Source organism: Zobellia barbeyronii (assembly GCF_018603515.1).
Classification (GTDB): domain Bacteria; phylum Bacteroidota; class Bacteroidia; order Flavobacteriales; family Flavobacteriaceae; genus Zobellia; species Zobellia barbeyronii.
In genome coordinates this window covers 1-19,400 of sequence record NZ_JACATN010000009.1, presented here as the reverse complement: position 1 = coordinate 19,400, position 19,400 = coordinate 1, and the positions used below count along the sequence as shown (strand labels likewise).

At 37.4% G+C, this 19,400-nt stretch carries 16 protein-coding genes; 5 read left to right on the top strand and 11 right to left on the bottom strand.

The window, feature by feature from the left end:
- Nucleotides 1-51: 51 nt before the first annotated feature.
- From HW347_RS20030 to HW347_RS19990, 9 genes are all read right to left on the bottom strand, one after another.
- The gene (locus tag HW347_RS20030) at nt 52-1,329 is read right to left on the bottom strand and encodes a TRAP transporter large permease (RefSeq protein WP_214613503.1); all 1,278 of its coding nucleotides are present in this window, start codon (nt 1,327-1,329) and stop codon (nt 52-54) included.
- Nucleotides 1,326-1,787, bottom strand: a complete 462-nt coding sequence (locus tag HW347_RS20025; protein ID WP_214613502.1) for a TRAP transporter small permease — start codon at nt 1,785-1,787, stop codon at nt 1,326-1,328. The genes HW347_RS20030 and HW347_RS20025 overlap by 4 nt, the downstream gene beginning before the upstream one ends.
- Nucleotides 1,777-2,787: a TRAP transporter substrate-binding protein gene (locus HW347_RS20020; RefSeq protein WP_214613501.1), complete on the bottom strand. Its 1,011-nt coding sequence runs from the start codon at nt 2,785-2,787 to the stop codon at nt 1,777-1,779. The genes HW347_RS20025 and HW347_RS20020 overlap by 11 nt, the downstream gene beginning before the upstream one ends.
- A gap of 3 nt (nt 2,788-2,790) precedes the next feature.
- Nucleotides 2,791-3,327, bottom strand: a complete 537-nt coding sequence (locus tag HW347_RS20015; protein ID WP_214613500.1) for a RidA family protein — start codon at nt 3,325-3,327, stop codon at nt 2,791-2,793.
- A 218-nt stretch (nt 3,328-3,545) separates the two neighbouring features.
- Nucleotides 3,546-5,048 (bottom strand): L-arabinose isomerase, encoded by a 1,503-nt coding sequence (gene araA / locus HW347_RS20010; protein ID WP_214613537.1) that lies wholly within the window; start codon nt 5,046-5,048, stop codon nt 3,546-3,548.
- A gap of 23 nt (nt 5,049-5,071) precedes the next feature.
- The gene (locus HW347_RS20005) at nt 5,072-6,637 is read right to left on the bottom strand and encodes a solute:sodium symporter family transporter (protein ID WP_214613499.1); all 1,566 of its coding nucleotides are present in this window, start codon (nt 6,635-6,637) and stop codon (nt 5,072-5,074) included.
- Nucleotides 6,638-6,658: 21 nt separating this feature from the next.
- A complete protein-coding gene (locus HW347_RS20000; protein ID WP_214613498.1) occupies nt 6,659-7,363 on the bottom strand; it encodes an L-ribulose-5-phosphate 4-epimerase in 705 nt (234 codons plus the stop codon).
- A complete protein-coding gene (locus HW347_RS19995) occupies nt 7,356-9,050 on the bottom strand; it encodes a ribulokinase (RefSeq protein ID WP_214613497.1) in 1,695 nt (564 codons plus the stop codon). The genes HW347_RS20000 and HW347_RS19995 overlap by 8 nt, the downstream gene beginning before the upstream one ends.
- Before the next feature lie 99 nt (nt 9,051-9,149).
- Entirely contained in the window at nt 9,150-9,830 is a 681-nt protein-coding gene (locus tag HW347_RS19990; RefSeq protein WP_317195333.1) for an NUDIX hydrolase, read from the bottom strand.
- 390 nt (nt 9,831-10,220) lie between these two features.
- Here HW347_RS19990 and HW347_RS19985 point away from each other — a divergent pair, with 390 nt between their 5' ends.
- From HW347_RS19985 to HW347_RS19965, 5 genes are all read left to right on the top strand, one after another.
- The gene (locus HW347_RS19985; protein ID WP_214613496.1) at nt 10,221-11,219 is read left to right on the top strand and encodes an NAD-dependent epimerase/dehydratase family protein; all 999 of its coding nucleotides are present in this window, start codon (nt 10,221-10,223) and stop codon (nt 11,217-11,219) included.
- Between the two features lie 5 nt (nt 11,220-11,224).
- Entirely contained in the window at nt 11,225-12,550 is a 1,326-nt protein-coding gene (locus HW347_RS19980; protein ID WP_214613495.1) for an NAD(P)/FAD-dependent oxidoreductase, read from the top strand.
- Between the two features lies 1 nt (nt 12,551).
- A complete protein-coding gene (locus tag HW347_RS19975) occupies nt 12,552-13,517 on the top strand; it encodes a polysaccharide deacetylase family protein (protein WP_214613494.1) in 966 nt (321 codons plus the stop codon).
- Nucleotides 13,518-13,703: 186 nt separating this feature from the next.
- Nucleotides 13,704-14,762, top strand: a complete 1,059-nt coding sequence (locus HW347_RS19970) for a glycosyltransferase family 2 protein (RefSeq protein ID WP_214613493.1) — start codon at nt 13,704-13,706, stop codon at nt 14,760-14,762.
- Between the two features lie 12 nt (nt 14,763-14,774).
- The gene (locus HW347_RS19965) at nt 14,775-16,073 is read left to right on the top strand and encodes a hypothetical protein (RefSeq protein WP_214613492.1); all 1,299 of its coding nucleotides are present in this window, start codon (nt 14,775-14,777) and stop codon (nt 16,071-16,073) included.
- A gap of 34 nt (nt 16,074-16,107) precedes the next feature.
- Here the strand turns inward: HW347_RS19965 and HW347_RS19960 are convergent, their stop codons facing one another.
- Nucleotides 16,108-16,731, bottom strand: a complete 624-nt coding sequence (locus HW347_RS19960; protein WP_214613491.1) for an LbetaH domain-containing protein — start codon at nt 16,729-16,731, stop codon at nt 16,108-16,110.
- A 128-nt stretch (nt 16,732-16,859) separates the two neighbouring features.
- Nucleotides 16,860-19,400 (bottom strand): PKD domain-containing protein (locus tag HW347_RS19955; RefSeq protein WP_214613490.1); only part of this gene is annotated, 2,541 nt, incomplete at its 5' end.

Below are 19,400 nucleotides of genomic sequence, written 5' to 3'. Positions count from 1 at the left end.
AAAAACAGAACAACTAATTTCACCTTGTTTACAGGCAAATTTGTTGAACTATTAATCAATAAACAAATTAGGAAGTGCCAACGAAAACCAAGGAAACAAAGTAACCAGAATCAACACCACAAAACTTACCAGCAAAAAGGGCAAACCGGCCTTACTTACCTCGCCAATAGATATTTTACCAATACTAGATGCTACAAAAAGACATACTCCCACAGGTGGCGTAGTTAATCCAATAATTAAGTTCAATACTGCTATTACTGCAAAGTGAACGGGATCAACGTCTACAGCCAAAGCTACTTTCAGTAAAATTGGAAACAGAATTAAAAGTGCTGCAACGGTCTCCATAAAAGTGCCTACTACAATCAACAAGAGATTAATTAATAGCAATACAACATACTTGTTGTCCGTAAAACCTAGAATTTCACTGGATATACTTTGCGGAATCTGTTCTGTAATTAATATATAACCAAAAAGGTTGGCAAAACCCACCAAAACCATAAGGGAAGCAGAGGTTTTCATACTGTCCAAAAACACAACCTGAATGTTCTTGAAATTCAATTTTTTATAAACAAACTTACCAATGATCAAAGCATAAACCACTGCAATTATAGATGCTTCGGTAGGAGTAAAAAGCCCTCCAATAATACCATACAGAATAATAAATGTCATTAAAAGCGACCAAAACGTATCAACAAAACCAAGAGTTACCTGCTTTAGCGTACTTCTAGCGTGTTTGGGATAATTGCGCTTTCTAGATATTACATAGGCAGTAATCAATAACCCTATACCTAAAAGTAAGCCTGGCAAAGCACCTGCAAGAAATAATTTACCAACTGAGAGTCCACTTAATGTGGCCGCAATAATCATAGGCACACTGGGGGGGATAATAGGACCAATAGTTGAAGAAGCCGCCGTAACAGCACATGAAAAACCAGTGTCGTAACCTTCCTTTTTCATTGCAGGAATCATAATAGAACCCATACTTGCCGTATCAGAAATAGCCGTACCAGAAATACCTGCAAACAACATAGATGCTCCAATATTAACCAATGCAAGTCCGCCTCTAATGTGCCCCAACAAATGATTACAGAATGTGATTATTTTCTCCGTCAGACCACCTTGGTTCATGAGATTACCCGCCATAATAAAGCCTGGAACACTGAGTAAAACGAATACATCAATACCCGAATACATTTTCATTGGAATAATAATCAACGGAATACCCTTTACCAAAATGTAACTCAAGCACGAGAGTCCAAGCGCAAAAGCTATAGGAAAACGCAAAACGAGACATACCACAAATACTAGAACAAGAACCCAAATCATCATTTAGAATTTTTATAGTTTTTTTGGATTTTTTTCCAGAGGTAATAACTTATAGAAGCCGACATGATGAACATGCTAAAAAAAGCAACTCCCATATTAAAACCCATACTGGGTGATTTTTCCGGAATACCCAAAAGCACAAATTGTATGGAATAGATTGCCATGATAGCAAATAAAAATAATACGATTACGGGAATAACCTTGACCAACAAGCGCTGCAGTTTTACAGGAAAATTACTAAAGAACATATCTAAATGAACATAATACTCATTTTTCATAGCAAGCCCTGCACCAAAAGACATGGCATAAATAAAGAATAGACGCGAAGCTTCCTCTGTCCACGTTGGCGTATCCAATGGCGTAAATCTGCAGAAAATCTGTAATAATACTGTAAATATGAGTCCCCAAGTGCTCAATAATACGCCAACTTTTAAAATGCGCCCAATAGTTTTATGAAGCATCCTTTTCCGTTTTAAGTTGATCGTATATTTTCTTCATTTCTGGAGAAAGACTGTTGTAAATAGCAGCTTCGCACTTTTCTTGAAAAGCATCTTTATCAACCTCAATAAACTCCATTCCCTTTGCCTTTAATTCATCTTGAACCATCTTTTCATTATCTAAAAAAAGACGATGCTCATAGGCTTGCATATCATCTGCCGCTAACAAAAATATTTTCTGTAAATCTGGTGGAAGTCGCTGAAACTGCTTTTCGCCAATAACCGGATAAACCCAACTTATGACATGACCTGTTAGGTTCAAATATTTTTGCACCTCAGCAAAACCAGCATTGTTAATCAATGCAAACGGATTCTCTTGCGCCTCTATAGTACCTTGTTGCAAAGAAGTAAAAACCTCCGAAAAGGCCATAGGTGTGGGTTTTGCCCCAAGAGCTTTCCAAAGGGTTACGAATGATGGCACGTTTGGCACTCGAACAATGAGTCCGTCTAAATCATCGGGGTGTCTTATGGGTCTGTTTGATGTTAAATGTCTTGGGCCTCTCTCAAAGTGACCTAAAGACCTCAAGCCGGATTTAGTAATCATTTCCTCCTCCATCAATGTCCCTATAGGTCCATTTATATACCGATTCATATCGGTTGAATCTTGCATCAGGAAAGGAAGTTCACAGAAAGTGGCCACTTCAAACCAATTGGTAAGAGTAGAACCTGTAGTGGTCATATCAATAACATCTGCTTGAATAAGCCTTATGGCTTCAATCTCTTTGGCCAATTGCTCGGAGGGATAAACTTCTACCTTGATACGGCCTTTGGAGCGTTCTTCAAGAATTTGCCCAAAATAGACAAAGGCTTTATACCAAGTATGTTCCTCATTTACCAAAAGCGCAGCACGTAACAGAAACTCAGGTTCCTCTTGTTCAGGTTTACAGCTATTAAAGCTGAAGAGAATAAAAAAACAAAGAAGTGTATTTTGAAAAATAGGATTAAATAAAAATCTTTTGCTCATGATTTAGTCTTCTACCTCAACTATCATCTCAATTTCCACGGCAATATTACCGGGTAAAGAACCCATCCCTACAGCAGCTCTAGCATGTTTACCACGTTCACCAAAAACTTGAACCATTAAATCTGAACACCCATTAATTACTTTGGGCTGATCGGTAAAATCTGGAACGGCATTGACCATCCCACGAACCTTAACAATACGCTTTACTTTTTTAAGGTCTCCCAATTCCATTTTCAAGACCGAGATTTGATTGATAGCTGTAATTCTTGCCGCTTCATACCCTTCTTCAATAGTAAGATCAGCACCTAGTTTACCCGTTATATTTTCTCCGTCTGCTTTGGTAGGGCCTTTACCCGCCAAGAAAATAAGATTTCCTGAACGCACAGCATTGACATAGTTGGCCATTGGGGCTGAAGGTTGCGAAAGTTCTATTCCCAGTTCTAGAAGTTTAGCCTCTGGGTCATAGTCGGTTTCATTTTGGGCAAGTACGTTGAATGAAGTAAAAGTAAAAACTAAGGCAATTAAAATTAAGTTTTTCATATAGTCTAAGTTCTATCTTAAAAGTACAATATAAGGATTTATTATATTCCCTAATACCTTAAAAAACAGAAAACAAACTATTAAAAAAAACGCACTTATTTCAAATATGGAACTAGTTTCAAAAAGATAAAGGTTTATAAAGAGTAATTCTATTTTTTGAAAAGCCTATATCCACTATTATAATTTAATGAAAAATTAGAGCCAGAAAAACAACTTAGTTAAATTCCTTTCATACCATAAGCAGCATCGTTCCAGCGTAGTTCTTGTTTAAAGCGATAGAGATCTGTTTTTTCATCGATCAACAAAAATTCTATATCCATGATTTCGGCAAAGTCCTCAAGGGATTCTGCAGAAATATTCTGACTGTAACAGGTGTGATGTGCGCCTCCTCCGTAAATCCACGCTGCAGCAGCAGTTTGAAGGTCTGGTTTGGCATCCCATAGCACTCTGGCAACAGGAAGATTTGGCATATCATTTTCGATTTCTAAAGCCTCGACTTTATTGACCAACATTCTAAACCGATTGCCCATATCTACAACCGATGCATTTAAGGCTTTACCAGCCCCGGCATTAAAGACCAAACGAACAGGGTCTTCTTTACCCCCAATACCCAACGTATGAATTTCGCAGGAAACATCTCCTTTGGCAATTGATGGACAAATCTCCAACATGTGCGAACCTAAAACTGTAGTGTTTTCAGGATCAAAATGATAGGTGTAATCTTCCATAAAACTGTTTCCGCCTTCAAGACCTGCGCCCATAACTTTCATGGTGCGTACCAATGCGGCGGTCTTCCAGTCGCCTTCCCCCCCAAAACCATAACCACTGGCCATTAGCCTTTGTGTAGCGATACCCGGCAATTGCTTCATTCCGTGTAAATCTTCAAAAGTATCGGTAAAAGCGGTATAACCACCCTCCTCTAGAAAAGCACGCATACCCAATTCTATTTTGGCCGCATCCTTTAAAGAATTGCGCATACTTCCGTCGGTCTTAATTTTAGCTGCCATAGTATACGAATCTTCATACTCTTGAATTAGCGTATTTATTTGAGCATCGGAAACCCCATCTATATATTTAACTAGGTCACCTACTCCATATCCGTTTACTTCGTAGCCGAACTTTAATTGAGCAGAAACCTTATTACCTTCTGTGACTGCTACTTGGCGCATATTATCACCAAAGCGAGCCACTTTCATTTCCTTAGAATCAGCAACGGCACACGCTACACGACACCAATTACCCACTTTCTGCAAAACGGATTCATTTTTCCAATGACCAACTATCACTTTTCGGTTCAATCGCATTCTTGACGCTAAAAAACCAAATTCCCGTCCACCGTGTGCTGACTGATTTAGATTCATGAAATCCATATCAATCGCATTCCACGGAATATCGCGATTATACTGTGTATGTAGGTGTAAAAATGGTTTTTGAAGTGCTTGCAGACCAGCAATCCACATTTTAGCCGGAGAGAAAGTATGCATCCATAAAATTAAACCTACGCAGGCATCCGTATTGTTGGCCTCTTTACATAAAGCACTTATTTCACCCGCAGTTTTAACCACTGGTTTAAAAATAACGCTTACCGGAATTGTCTTGTTTCCATCATAATATTGGGCTATCTCAGCAGAATGCTGCGCTACCTGTGCTAAAGTTTCCGGTCCGTATAGATGTTGACTACCTGTTACAAACCAAATTTCATTCTTATTTAAATCAATCATCATTTATCAAAATAAATTTATCCTTAAGAAAAATAGACGTACATACCCACTACAATGGAGCATATTACAAAACCTACAGGTTTGGCAAATTTCCATGGTGTAATATCAACTTGTTCGGTGTATACTTCTACATATTCCGTTTCTCTAGGCCAGAATTTTCCAATAATAAACATTAGCATTACCACCAAAACAAACAAGACACCCATGACATGTAAAAAGCTAATGTCTGGCTTAACAATATAAAGAGTTACTAAGTAAGTGACTACTGCGAAAACAATACCAATATTTGCTGCAATGCCCGGTATTCTTTTAGTTAAATAACCTACTAAGATTATTGCCAAAATAGGTACACTATACGATCCGTTCAATTCTTGTAGATAATTGAATATACCACCTTCCACACCGAATAATAGCGGTGCGATAATCATAGAAATTATAGCAAGAAAAATACCGAATATCTTACCAGCCTTCACAATTTGCTTCTCAGAAGCTTCTTTATTAATATATTCTTTATAAAAGTCGAGTCCAAATAAGGTAACAGAACTATTAAGCGCACTATTGAAAGAGCTTAATATGGCTCCAAAAAGAACCGCTGCAAAAAAGCCTATAAATGCAGTGGGCAGTACTTTTTTAACCACCATAGGATACGCTTGATCGGCATTGGTCAATTCCCCATTAAAAATTTGATAGGCAATAATACCTGGTAACACCACAATGAAAGGCCCTAATATTTTTACGAATGCGGCAAGGCTCAATCCTATTTGACCTTCACGTAAGTTCTTGGCACCAAGAGCCCTTTGAATGATAGCCTGATTTGTTCCCCAATAATAGAAATTTACAATAACCATACCTGTGAAAAGTGTCCAAAAAGGCACTGAGGAATCAGGTCCGCCCAAAATATCGAATTTCTCAGGAAAATTCGTTGTTAGGACATCCATACCAGCAGTAAGACTTCCATCACCCACGTACAGCAATCCGAATATAGGTATAAGCGAACCTCCAATGATTAAACCTACAGCATTAATAGAATCCGATACCGCAACTGCTTTCAATCCACCGAAAATAGCATAGATACTTCCGATTATACCAATACCCCAAACGGTAACCCATAAAGCACTTTCTTCGCCCATGCCCATTGCCTCGGGCAAATCGAACATGGTATTTATTGCCAAAGCACCTGAATATAGTACGGTAGGAAGCATTGAAATGGCATACCCTCCTAAAAATAGAAGGGACACTAGGGTTTTTGTGGATTTTCCGTATCGTTTTTCCAAAAATTGAGGAATGGTAGCGATACCTCCTTTTAAATATCTAGGTAATAATACCAAAGCGGTAAAGACCATAGCTATAGCAGCCAAAACCTCGTAAGCCATAATGAGAATACCCTCACTGTAGGCAATACCGTTCATACCAACAATCTGCTCTGTAGAGAGATTTGTTAAAAGCAACGACCCTGCTATTACCGGCCCAGTAAGGCTACGCCCCCCTAAAAAATAACCGTCCGAAGATGTTTCATCCGTTTTTCTAGTTGATAAATATGCAATGATTGCTACCAGTAACGTAAACCCGATGAATGTTGCTATTCCCATAAAATATATTTCAATTAAAACTTAACATCCTTGTCCGTAATAGGCATCTTTACCATGCTTGCGCTCAAAATGCTTCTTTTTCAAAGCCTCTTTTAAGGTAGCTGCGTTAGGGTTTATCTGCAAGGTTAGATGTGCCATTCTAGCTACTTCTTCACATACAGCACTATTATATACCGCCTTGGCTGCGGTTGCCCCCCAAGTAAAGGGTGCATGGCTACCAACCAGTATCATACCTATTTCGTTATAATTTAAACCCCTTTCTTTCAAACAATCAATTATTTGATAGCCCGTCATATACTCATAATCGCCTTGAATATACTCATCTTTCATAGGAGGTGCACATGGAATATCAGCAATCAAATGATCGGCATGAGTAGTTCCGAAGATAGGAATATCTTTTATTGCTTGTGCCCATGCCGTACCATAAGTTGAGTGCGTATGAACTACTCCCCCAATTTTATCCCATTCCTTATAAAGAACAGCATGAGTTTTTGTGTCGGATGAAGGTCTCATCTTTCCTTCTACAATCTTTGCATCAAAATCGCAAATAACAATATCTTCTACTTTTAATGTAGCGTAAGGGACACCACTTGGTTTAATGGCAAACACTCCTTTATCTCTATCTACCGCACTTGCATTACCGAATGTAAACAATACCAGTCCCAATTCCGGAAGCTGCATATTTGCCTCAAAGGCCTCTTCTTTTAATGATGTATACTTACCCATTTCTTCTGGTTTCGTTCATGATATGTTTCTCCATCGTATCGCCTAGCCTACTGTAGTTCTCATATACTTTTTCATAGGCTATTGCATCTATTTCATTCGGTTGATAAACAGTCTCAAAAGGACTACCCATCTTATCCATTGCTTCGGGAACATTGGTATAAACCTCCGCAGCTACAGCACCAAAAACTGCCGCACCTAATGCACAGGCTTGTTCTGACGCCACTACTTTAATAGGCATATTAAGCACATCGGCCATCATTTGCATAATAAATGGAGATTTCTTAGCCACTCCTCCCAAAGCTATCACTCCTTTAATTGGTATACCTTCGGATAAGAATCGGTCAACTATTTTTTTAGCTCCAAAACAAGAAGCTTCTACTAAAGCTCTAAATATTTTAGGTGATGTACTCCCTAAATTGATACCGGCAATAACACCTTTCAAATTCTGATTGGCATCTGGTGTTCTTCTTCCATTCATCCAATCTAGCGCCAACTCTCCCGAAGCACCAATTGGCTCTTTGCTTGCGGCATTACTAAGTTCGGGAATCAGGTTTTTAAGTGCCTCAGCAATTAGTTTATGCTTGGTATCTTCATCAATTAAAGAAGATTTAGATATCAACTCCTCAATTGGCCACGCCAAAACTCTACTGTACCACGCATAAATATCCCCAAAAGCAGACTGACCGGCTTCCAGCCCTAACATGTTTGGTATGACGGAACCATCTACTTGCCCGCATATACCTTTTATCAATTTTTCTTCACCTTCTACTGGAGCAACTAGAACATCGCAGGTAGAAGTACCCATTATTTTTGTTAGATAATATGGCTCAATCTTAGCACCTACGGCACCCATATGAGCATCAAAAGCACCTACGGAAACAATCGTCTTCTTAGAAAGACCCAATTTTTCAGCCCACTCCCCATCTAAAGTACCCACTGGAACATCAGAAGTATAGGTTTTATCAAAAAGACGTTCTCTTAGTCCGTCCAAAAGCGGATCTAATGCTACAAAAAAATCATTGGAAGGCAATCCGTTATAGCTTTCATGCCAGAGGGCTTTATGTCCGGCAGCACATCTGCTACGTTTCATTGTATGGATATCATTACCGCCAGTTAGTAGAAACGGAATCCAATCACAATGCTCTACCCAAGAGTAGGCAGCTTTATACACCTTGTTATCTGCTCTTGAAACATGAAGTATTTTACTCCAAAACCACTCTGAAGAATAAATTCCGCCTTCATATTGCGAGTAGTCAATATCCCATTTAGCACATAATGCATTAATTTCATTAGCTTCTTGAATACCAGTATGGTCTTTCCAAAGCACGAACATTGCGTTCGGGTTCTCTTTGAATGCATCCAAAAGTGCCAATGGAGTTCCATTAGCATCTACCGCAACGGGTGTACTTCCCGTAGTATCTACGCCTATGCTAACAATTTGTGCTGCAACCTCAGGACCTACTTCAGCAACAACTGACTTTACCGTAGATTCTATACCTTCTATATAGTCTAATGGATGTTGACGAAAACGATTTTCGGAGGGATCACAGTATTTGCCTTTTTTCCACCGTGCATAATAATGTACCGCAGTGGAAAGCTCTTGACCAGTTTGTGTATTGACCAAAACAGCCCGAACAGAATCTGACCCAAAATCCAAGCCTAGGCTATAGGCGGTTTGTGAACTCATATGTAAAAACTTTAAATTTAAGGTAACGTGTTAACAGAAATACCTTGTAAAAGAAACTAATATAGAACTTTTTACAAGTGTTTCAAAAACACTTAATGCTTAAATTGTAAAGTTTTTTGTTTTGTTATATTTTTTCTCATCAAATCGATACAAAAAAGCGCCTTTTTTAGACTCAGACATATCTTTTTCATTCAACTTGATTAAAAAATCCATCGTAGCAAGTTTCTTTCGGAAGTTACGTTTATCCATTTCCTCCTGAAAAATACCTTCATATAGCTTTTGTAGTTGTGGTAAGGTAAATTTATCGGGAAGAAGATTAAAGACTATAGGAAAAGTACGTACTCTTCTCTGAAGCCTTCTTATTGCCGAATCAACCATATCCTTATGATCAAAAATTAAATCAGGAAGTTCATCTATAGGAAACCACTTGGCTCTATACTCCTCAATAAGCTCCTTATTATACTTGTCTTTAAGAATTAATGCACTATAAGTGGTAGAAACTACGCGTTCGTATGGGTCACGTTTGGCTTTACCAAAAGTGCGGACCTGCTCCATATAAACATCTTCTAGACCTGATAGGTCTTTTAAAACCCTATTTGCAGCATCATCAAGATCTTCATGATTACCTACGAAGCCACCCATAAGAGACCACCTATCCTTTTCAGGCGCAAAACCCCTGTGAACCAACAATACCTCTAACCTATTATCATTGAACCCAAATATGATACAATCTACGGCAAGCGTAATTTGTTGTATATCCTTATATGTTCTGTCCATCATAAACTAAAGTATTGTTAACGGTTTCATCAAAAATACGGAAAGAATCCGGTTGTAAGTGTATATATAACATTTTCGACTTTATCTAAGAGAAAATTCACTTATTGATGCTTATTTTGCTCTTCAAATAGCACAAAAGCTTATAATTTTCCACTTTAAAAAACCAAGTTTATAATAATTGTTTTGCTTAGTCTCACATAATCATAAAACAAACACTTATTACTAGATATTTTCGCAAAACAGTTAATAAAACACTACCCTTCTCCGAATTTTCGACATGAGTCCCTTTTTTCTCTATGAAACACAGTTTCCACATTTTATAAAATTGTTTTATTGCGGTATCTTGTGCCCCCAAAACAATTACCAATTTGTTTGTAAATCAAACCTAACCACATGATTATAGAGAAAAAGAAAATTCTCATTACCGGAGTAGCCGGATTCTTAGGCTCCAATTTTTTAGTTAAAACTTTGAACGAAGGACACCGCGTTGTCGGGATAGATAATTTATCTATGGGCTCCCTTCAAAATATTAAAAATAGCCTTGACCACGAAAATTTTGAATTTATAGAAGGTGATGTTCTAGACACCACATTAATAGACCGACTAGATGAAGACTTTGACGTTATAGTTCATCTAGCTGCTTTTAAAATACCAAGATACGGCAATGCTGTTGATACCTTAAAAATCAACTCCAAGGGAAGCGAAAATATGCTTGAACTTGCCCGAAAACTCAAATGTAAATTTGTTCTCGCATCAACATCTGATGTATATGGCATGAGTCCTGATATTCCTTTTAAGGAAGATGGCAACTGCCTTATAGGAGATTCAAAAGTACCACGTTGGGCTTATGCTGTTTCAAAACTTTTTGATGAGCATTTAGCCTTGGCTTATATGGAAGATTATGATTTTCCTGTTGTTATCCTAAGATTCTTTGGTTCTTATGGACCAAACCAAAATCTTTCATGGTGGGGAGGCCCACAATCTGTTTTCATAGATTGTATTTTGAATAATAAGGAAATTCCTATTCATGGTGATGGGCAGCAAACTAGAACCTTTACTTACGTAAACGACACTATAGAGGGCATCTACGCAGCAACTATGAAGCCAGAAGCGAACGGTGAGGTTTTTAATATTGGAGCAAATGAAGAAATTACTATTCTTGACCTTGCCACTTTACTTAAGGAAATCTCTGGCGAACCAACAACTTCAGAAGTTAAACTTATTCCTTATAACGAAATATCTGCTGGAAGAAAGTACCAAGACGTCATGAGACGAGTACCTGATAATACCAAAGCTGAACGTATTTTAGGTATAAAAGCACAAACTTCTCTTAAAGAAGGCCTTCGAATTACCTTTGAATGGCAGAAAAAAGTTTCTTTGCAAAAAGCATAATTTATATGAAAATAGCCATAGTCGGAGGAGGTTTCATGGGTCTAGTTTTAGCTCAAAAAATTTCATCCACCACTAACGCCACCGTTAAAGTATTAGAACAAGGTTCCTTACCCGGTGGCTTATCTACTTATCACAATTACGGAGCATTTACTTGGGATAAATTTTACCATGTTATAACCCCCACAGATACAGACCTCATTGATTTTATTGATGAAATAGGTCTTGCTGATCAGCTGCAATGGCGTCGATCACTTACGGGGTATTATGAAAACAAAAGATTTCATTCCATCAGTAGTTCAAAAGAATTTCTAATGTTCCCGCTTCTAGGACTTGTTGACAAAATGAGACTTGGCTACACCATTTTTAGAGGGTCTAGAATTAACGACTGGAAGTCTCTTGAAAAAATCCATGTTACTGATTGGCTTATTAAGCTTGGTGGTAAAAGAACTTATGAGAAATTCTGGGCTCCAATGCTTCAAGCAAAATTAGGTGAAAACCATAAAAAAGTTTCTGCAGTTTTTATTTGGACCTACATTAAACGGTTGTTCAAAGCTAGAAGCTCAGCGGCGCAAAAAGAACACATGGCCTATGTAAACGGAGGTTATAAGACAATTTTTGACCGTCTGGAACAAAACTTAAAACAATCTGGTTCTGATGTGATGCTCAATACAGAGGTACAACACATTTCCCCTTCACCAGAGGGTGGTATTAATATTACCCACAACGGCGCTACTGAACATTTTGACAAGGTTATTTTTACTTCGCCGCTGAATGTTATGGAAAAAGTAACGGCGCCACAGTTATATGATATTTCAAAAAGTACCAAACCTATTGACTACCTTGGAGTTATCTGTCTTATTTTAGTTACTAAAAAGACTCTTACTCCTTTCTATGTACTTAACATAGGTGACAATGACACACCATTTACCGGTGTAATAGGTATGAGTTCACTTGTTGACCTTGAGGAAACCGCAAATCAGCATGTAACATATTTTCCAAAATATATTAGTCAAGATGATGAACTTTGGTCAAAATCTGATGAAGAAATAACTGCAACCTTTTTAAAAGGCGTCAAATATCTTTATCCAGATTTTAATGAGGCAGATATGATATCATCTCACGTACACAGGGCATTTAAGGTGCAACCAATGCAAGTTTTAAATTATTCTGAAATCGTTCCAAAGGTGAACACACCTCACCCAGATTTCTATGTCCTTAATACTTCTCAGTTTGTAAGTGAGTCCGTAAATAACAATTCGGTCGTTACCCATGTTGAAAAATTTGTTAAAGGTTTTAAGGGTGATTTACAGAATAACACAACGGCTAACTAATATGAGTAAACCCTATTTAAGTCTTTCACTAGATATGGACAACCAGTGGTCTTATATGAAGATACACGGTGAAGAAGGATGGGAAGAATACCCTTCTTATCTAGACATTTTTGTACCGCATGCGCTTCAAGTTTTAGAAGAGTTAGACCTGAAAATTACATTTTTCATTGTTGGACAAGATGCAGCATTTGAAAAAAATCGTCAGTATCTAAGACAGATTGCAGATGCTGGGCATGATATTGCCAACCACTCTTTTAAACATGAAACATGGCTTCATCTTTATACGAAGGATGAGATGAAAGCAGAAATTGATTCTGCCCACGATATCATTCACGAGGTAACCGGCAAAGCACCTAGCGGATTTAGAGGGCCTGGTTTTAGCTGGAGCGGTACTTTATTAGAGGTACTGGCCGAAAAAGGCTATAAATATGATGCTTCTACATTGCCAACTGTAATAGGCCCATTAGCTAGATTATACTACTTCAGTACGTCTAATCTAACTAAAGAAGAAAAAGAAGATAGAAAAGAAATTTTTGGTAAATTTTCCGATGGATTTAAAAAATTAAAACCATATTTCTGGAATACGAAAAAAAACCAGCAGTTGTTAGAATTACCAGTTACAACTATGCCTGTATTTAGAATACCTTTTCACCTTAGTTACCTTATTTACATTAGCAATATCTCATCTAATCTGATGATGTTATATCTTAATATAGCAATTTTCTTATGTAAAATAACGAAGACGGAACCTAGCTTTTTGTTACATCCATTGGATTTAATTGGGGGAGACCAGATTACTAGTTTGGCCTTTTTTCCAGGAATGAATGTTACAAGCGAAAGAAAAGTGTTCATATTTAAAAAAGTCATGAAGAAACTAGGGAAACATTTCACCTTAACCGACATGAACGGGCACGTAGATGCCATAATCTATAAGAAGGGCTTAAAAACAGTGCAAGTGCCAAACTAACCGACAGAAAATTATACTTTATTCTCCCTTTTTTGAAGAATCACAGTGATTTAACGTTTTGATACTCCTCTTTGTCGGTGTCTACATACGTACCCTCATAATTTTTCATAATTTCGAAGCAAATTACCTCCACATACTATTATGTAAGTTTGTATGGATTTTCTTATTACCAAACAAAATACCAATATGCCAACCCTATCCGACAAGATTGATTTAAAAAAACCCCTTGTTTCTATTATTTTACCTGCATTTAATGAAGAAGCGATACTCAAAAAAAATGTATCCCTTCTGTATGATTATTTGAGTACGCTAAATAATTTATATAACTGGGAAGTCCTGATTATAAACGATGGTAGTACGGATAACACAAAATCAATTGCTGATTCTTTAGTAGAATCAAAAACTAACTTACGAGCTTACCACCACATTGTAAACAGAAACCTAGGGACTGCCTTGAGAACAGGCTTTAAGCATAGTAAAGGTGACTATGTTATTGTCTTAGATATTGACCTGAGCTATTCACCAAATCATATTGGAGAACTTCTTTCGGAAATTGAGACTACAGAGGCTGATATGGTAATTGCATCACCTTATATGAAAGGTGGAAAAAATACCGCAGTTCCCCGTTTAAGGTTACTATTAAGTAAGACAGTAAATTTCATGATGCGAAAAGCATCAAGACTTGACATCTATACTTTCACAGGAATGGTGAGGGCTTATCATGGTGACTTCATACGCTCATTGAACACGAAATCAAGCACCTTTGACATCAATACTGAGATTTTACTAAAAGCATATATTCTAAGAGCAAGAGTAGTAGAAATACCAGCTCATTTGGATTGGTCAGAACAACAAAAACTAGGCAATACACGTACTTCTAGCCTCCGCATTGTAATGGGAATATTCAACGGTTTGGCAAACAGTTTTATGTTCAGACCTTATATGTTTTTCTGGATTTTAGGGTTAATAATTTTCATACTATCTTTCTATATTATTTTATGGATTTTCATTAATACTTATAACGTTTATCCAATGACGGCAGAATTAGCTCATGGTTTTGAAGACCGTTTTTCTTACGCTGTGTCAGAAGTATTCAGGCAAAGACCATATTCTTTTATTGTTGGAGGCACAACTATGATAATATCTATTCAATTACTTGGCTTAGGCTTTATATCTTTGCAGAAGAAACGATATTTTGATGAACTGTTCCATCTTAATTCCCAAATTCTAAAAAACCAAAAATAATTCTGCGTTTACATGTCAAAATTGTCATTCCCTAAGAGCCTTATTTCTTTATTACCTCTATTAGCTCTTTATATAGGGGTTGTTTTATTGTTCTCATCAAATAATTTTTTTGGTGATGAGAGCAGACACTTCCATTATGCCCAAAATTTAACGCAAGGTTTTTACGAAAATACGGAAAACCCAAATTTAAGAAACGGCCCAGGATATCCCTTAGTACTTGCGCCATTTGTGGCTTTAGAGACTGCGTTTATATTTCCTAAATTATTTAATGCGCTATTACTTTTCTTTGCTATAGTTTATTTCAAAAAAACTATTGATTTATTTACAAATAATAAATACAGCATATTACTTGTATACATGTTAGGGCTTTACCCCCCAATCATTCGTTATGTTCCTCTATTATATTCCGAACCATTGGCCTATTTTCTCTTTTGCGGAATGGCTTATCACTTCTGTAAACTATTTTTAAAGGAACAAATAAACTGGAAGCAAGTCTTTATAGCTTCATTTTTTTTAGCTTTTCTAGTATTGACCAAAATAATATACCTACAAGTTATCTTTGTAAGCTTTCTATTTCTGGCGGTTATTTTAATCTGGAAAAAGAACAATGAATCTAAAAAATCTCTTTTAGTACTTCTTGGAGGGCTTATACTAATTGCACCCTATCTTTTTTACACTTATTCCCTCACAGGAAAAGCCTTTTATGTTGGCACAGGAGGAGGGGAAATACTCTATCATAGATCCACTCCATTTGAAAATGAATTTGGAAGTTGGTTTTCTAAAGAAGATGTACTCTACGGCCAGGATAAAGGTTACGTACCTACTTCGGACGTTTATGATGACTTAAGTCAGCTCTCAAAAAATCATAGAGAGTTTTACTTGTCTTTAGAATCTATGAGCCATATGGAACGAGACAGTGCTTTTAAAGCGGCTGCCATACAAAACATGAAAGACCATCCTGTAAAGTATTTTAAAAATACTATAGCGAATATAGGGAGATTTGTCTTTCATTATCCTTTTTCCTATAGATCTCAAACTCTCAACACTTATGGCTTTATGCTACCTAATGTAATCTTATTATTTCTATGGGTATTGAGCTTATATCCGTTTTTCTTAGCGCGAAAACAATTTCCATATGCTATTCAAGCACTAATGGTTTTCAGTCTAATCTATGCCGGAGGAATTATATTACTAGATGCCAGGGCACGTCATTCTTTAATCATGGCTCCCGCACTAATACTTTTCTTTGGCTATGTATACACGCGCATCGTGACAATTAAAATCGATAAGGAAGTAAAAGGAACGGTATAAGTAGATAATCTTACCTCTTAAAAACAATTTACCCTTAATTAAGATTCAATTCTTTTCTGAGTTCTTTAATTCGTTCTATCCTTGTTTCGTAAGTTTCACCGTCTCTCTTATACCACGGCAAGGACTCTTTCCTAAGAGTAGCTGGCAATCCAGCCAAAAGTATGTTAGACTCTTTAAAAGACTTATTCACCATAGAGCTAGCTGATATAGAAACATTATTTCCCAACTCAACATTTCCTCCCATTATCTGAGCACCTGAAGCCAAGTATAACCCATTGCCGATACGCTTTCCCGAACCACCTATACATGTAGAAGTATGCAATACGCAGAAATTACCTGCGCTAGTACCAGAGTTGATCACAATTGTACCATAATGCGGAATTAATAAACCATAACCGAAAACATTATATCCTATACTAAAACCTAGCTTTGCACCAAGTTTATTAAATACCCTTAGATTATAATAATATAAAAATGTTTTTTTCTTCTTGGAATTAACACAATAGGCCACCGTACGCATGGCTTTTAGGTATTTTAAGATATCGTTAGGGCTAACTATATTCTGTAACCGTTCTTTGATACTTTTTTTGGGTGTAGAACCTGAAATTATTCTGTCCGCCGCTATATAAAAAGAAAGTTGCTTTTTTGATGTAATCATAAAACGAGTCATTACAAATTTGCCCAATAACCGATAGTAAGGAATGCCGGACGGGTGGCTAAATTAACCACCTTATCCGAGTTTACAAAAACAATAGTTTAAATGATTCTTTAGATTTACAATAAAACTTAATCTGGAGCAACTAAAGAATAGGCATCTGTTCCGTAATTTGCGTCTCCCGGTTTTCTAGTAATCATTCTTAAGGTACCCATAGAGGTTTCTATATGATTCACACCAGCATCCAATGATTTTTGTACATCTTCTGCATTTGCCCAGGGCCATTTATAAATACCCCATTTGGCATTTCCACCCCAAGGATATTTAGAGTAGACCGTAGCAACCTGCTTATCATAAACCTTACTCCCATTAATCCAAACCTGAAGATGGCCTTTTGAAGCATCGTCCCATATGGCGTGTACTACAATTTTCAACTTTTGACCTGCACGTGGGGTAATACCAGTAGGATGGTAATCCTTACCATTAGCTGCATTTATCACAAAAATTTCTCCTGCATCATGACCAATAGACTGATCATCTTTAATTACCAATAGCTCCATTTGCGGAGATTCTCCTGTGATACCTGGATGTACTTGAAAAAACAGCCATTGGTTATTCTTGTCTATGACATAGTCATTACCAAAACTATAATCCCAACCAAACCACTCTTCAGTACCTTTTGGATGGTTAATTTTCCACGGCAATGTGCTTATTTCCGCACGCATATTAAAGTCTCTAGAACACCAACTGCCTGTTTTTGGATTGACTGGATCTACACGAAAATTTAAACGACTACCCTCTTGGGTTACCTGTTTTTCATAACATTCACTATCTATTTTAAGCTCATTGTTGCTAATAGGAGGTCCATTTTGACCAGAATAATCTGGTATTGAGACATTGTTCCAACACCAAATTTTCTCACCTGACTCATTTGCCTTACCTCCTCCGACACTACAATCAATATTACCAATTGGCTCTTGTGTTACTTCTACCGTAAGATTGTCCGTACTTGTTAGACCTTCATCATCCGTTACGGTAAAGGTTACATTATATACACCAGGGTTATTAAACGTGTGGCTGTTATTTGCTTCTGATGAGGAACCTTCTGTAAAATCCCAATAGTAACTGCTTATGGCTAGATCGTCTGTAGAAGAGCTGCCGTTAAAATCAACTTTTAAAGGAGCATAACCAGAAAGTAGACTTGCCGATGCCTTAGCAACAGGTGCTGTGTTCTGTCTTGCTAAAACAGTAACACTGGTTGTTTTTGTATCTCTAAGGCCTGCCGCATCTTCAACTGTAAGCTCAACGTCATAAGTTCCTTGCTCATTAAATGTGTGCTCAGAATTTGCTTTGTCAGAAAAAGACCCATCCTTAAAGTCCCAAGCGTATTTAGTAATACCATTATCATCCGCAGAACCGTTACTTGTAAAGTTTACCGTGAGCGGAGCCGTTCCATTATCTAAATTGGTTGTCAATTTTGCAGAAGGCGGATCATTTGTGGGAGCCTGAGCACTAATATTAAGAGTAGTTTTATTGGTCTGACCTTTACTATCAGTAACTGTAAGTTGTACCACATAGTCCCCTGCAGATTCAAAAGTATGAGACGCTGTTACCTTATCTGATGAATTACCATCCTTAAAATCCCATGCATAACCAGCAACACCTTTGTCATCAGTAGAGTTAGCCGCCGTAAAATCTATTTGCAACGGAATAACACCAGACATCTTAGATGCACTGGCCTTAGCCACTGGCGTTTCATCTACAGTAGATTCTACCGTTATAGTGACAACGTCTTTATGAGTCAACCCGGCTATATCTTCTACAGTAAGTTCTGCTATATAGCTTCCTTCTTCTTCAAATGTATGCCTAGGATTAGTTTCATTGGAAGAACCGCCATCCTTAAAATCCCATGAATATTTAACGATACCGGTATCATCGGTAGAACTGCTTCCATTAAAACTAACTTCAAGTGGCGCATTCCCGCTTTTCACGTCTGCACTTAGTTTAGCCACAGGGGCTATATTATCTTTAGATTCCACAGTAATTGTTACCATATCACTATGGGAAAGGCCTTTTTCATCTGTTACTGTTAGCTTAGCATTATAACTTCCAACTTCATCCAAGGTTAAGACAGGGTTTATTTCATTTGAGGTTTTACCATCTTCAAAATCCCACCTATAACTAACAATAGATACGTCATCCGTAGAATTGCTTCCCGTAAAAGTAACTCTAAGAGGTGATTGCCCTTTAGATGGCGTTGCTTCTGCTGAAGCAATAGGATTCATATTTGGAATTCCAATTGGTGTAATAACGGGATTAGAGGGCGCAGGAGTTTCTTCCTCAACTACCTCCTCTTCAACAACTTCCTCTTCAATAACCTCCTCTTCAATAACCTCTTCCTCGATTACCTCTTCTTCAACTACCTCTTCTTCAATAACCTCTTCTTCAATAACCTCTTCCTCGATTACCTCTTCTTCAACTACTTCCTCTTCAATAACCTCTTCCTCGATTACCTCTTCTTCAACTACTTCCTCTTCAATAACCTCCTCCTCAATTATTTCTTCTTCAATAACCTCTTCCTCGATTACCTCTTCTTCAACTACTTCCTCTTCAATAACCTCTTCCTCGATTACCTCTTCTTCAACTACTTCCTCTTCAATAACCTCCTCCTC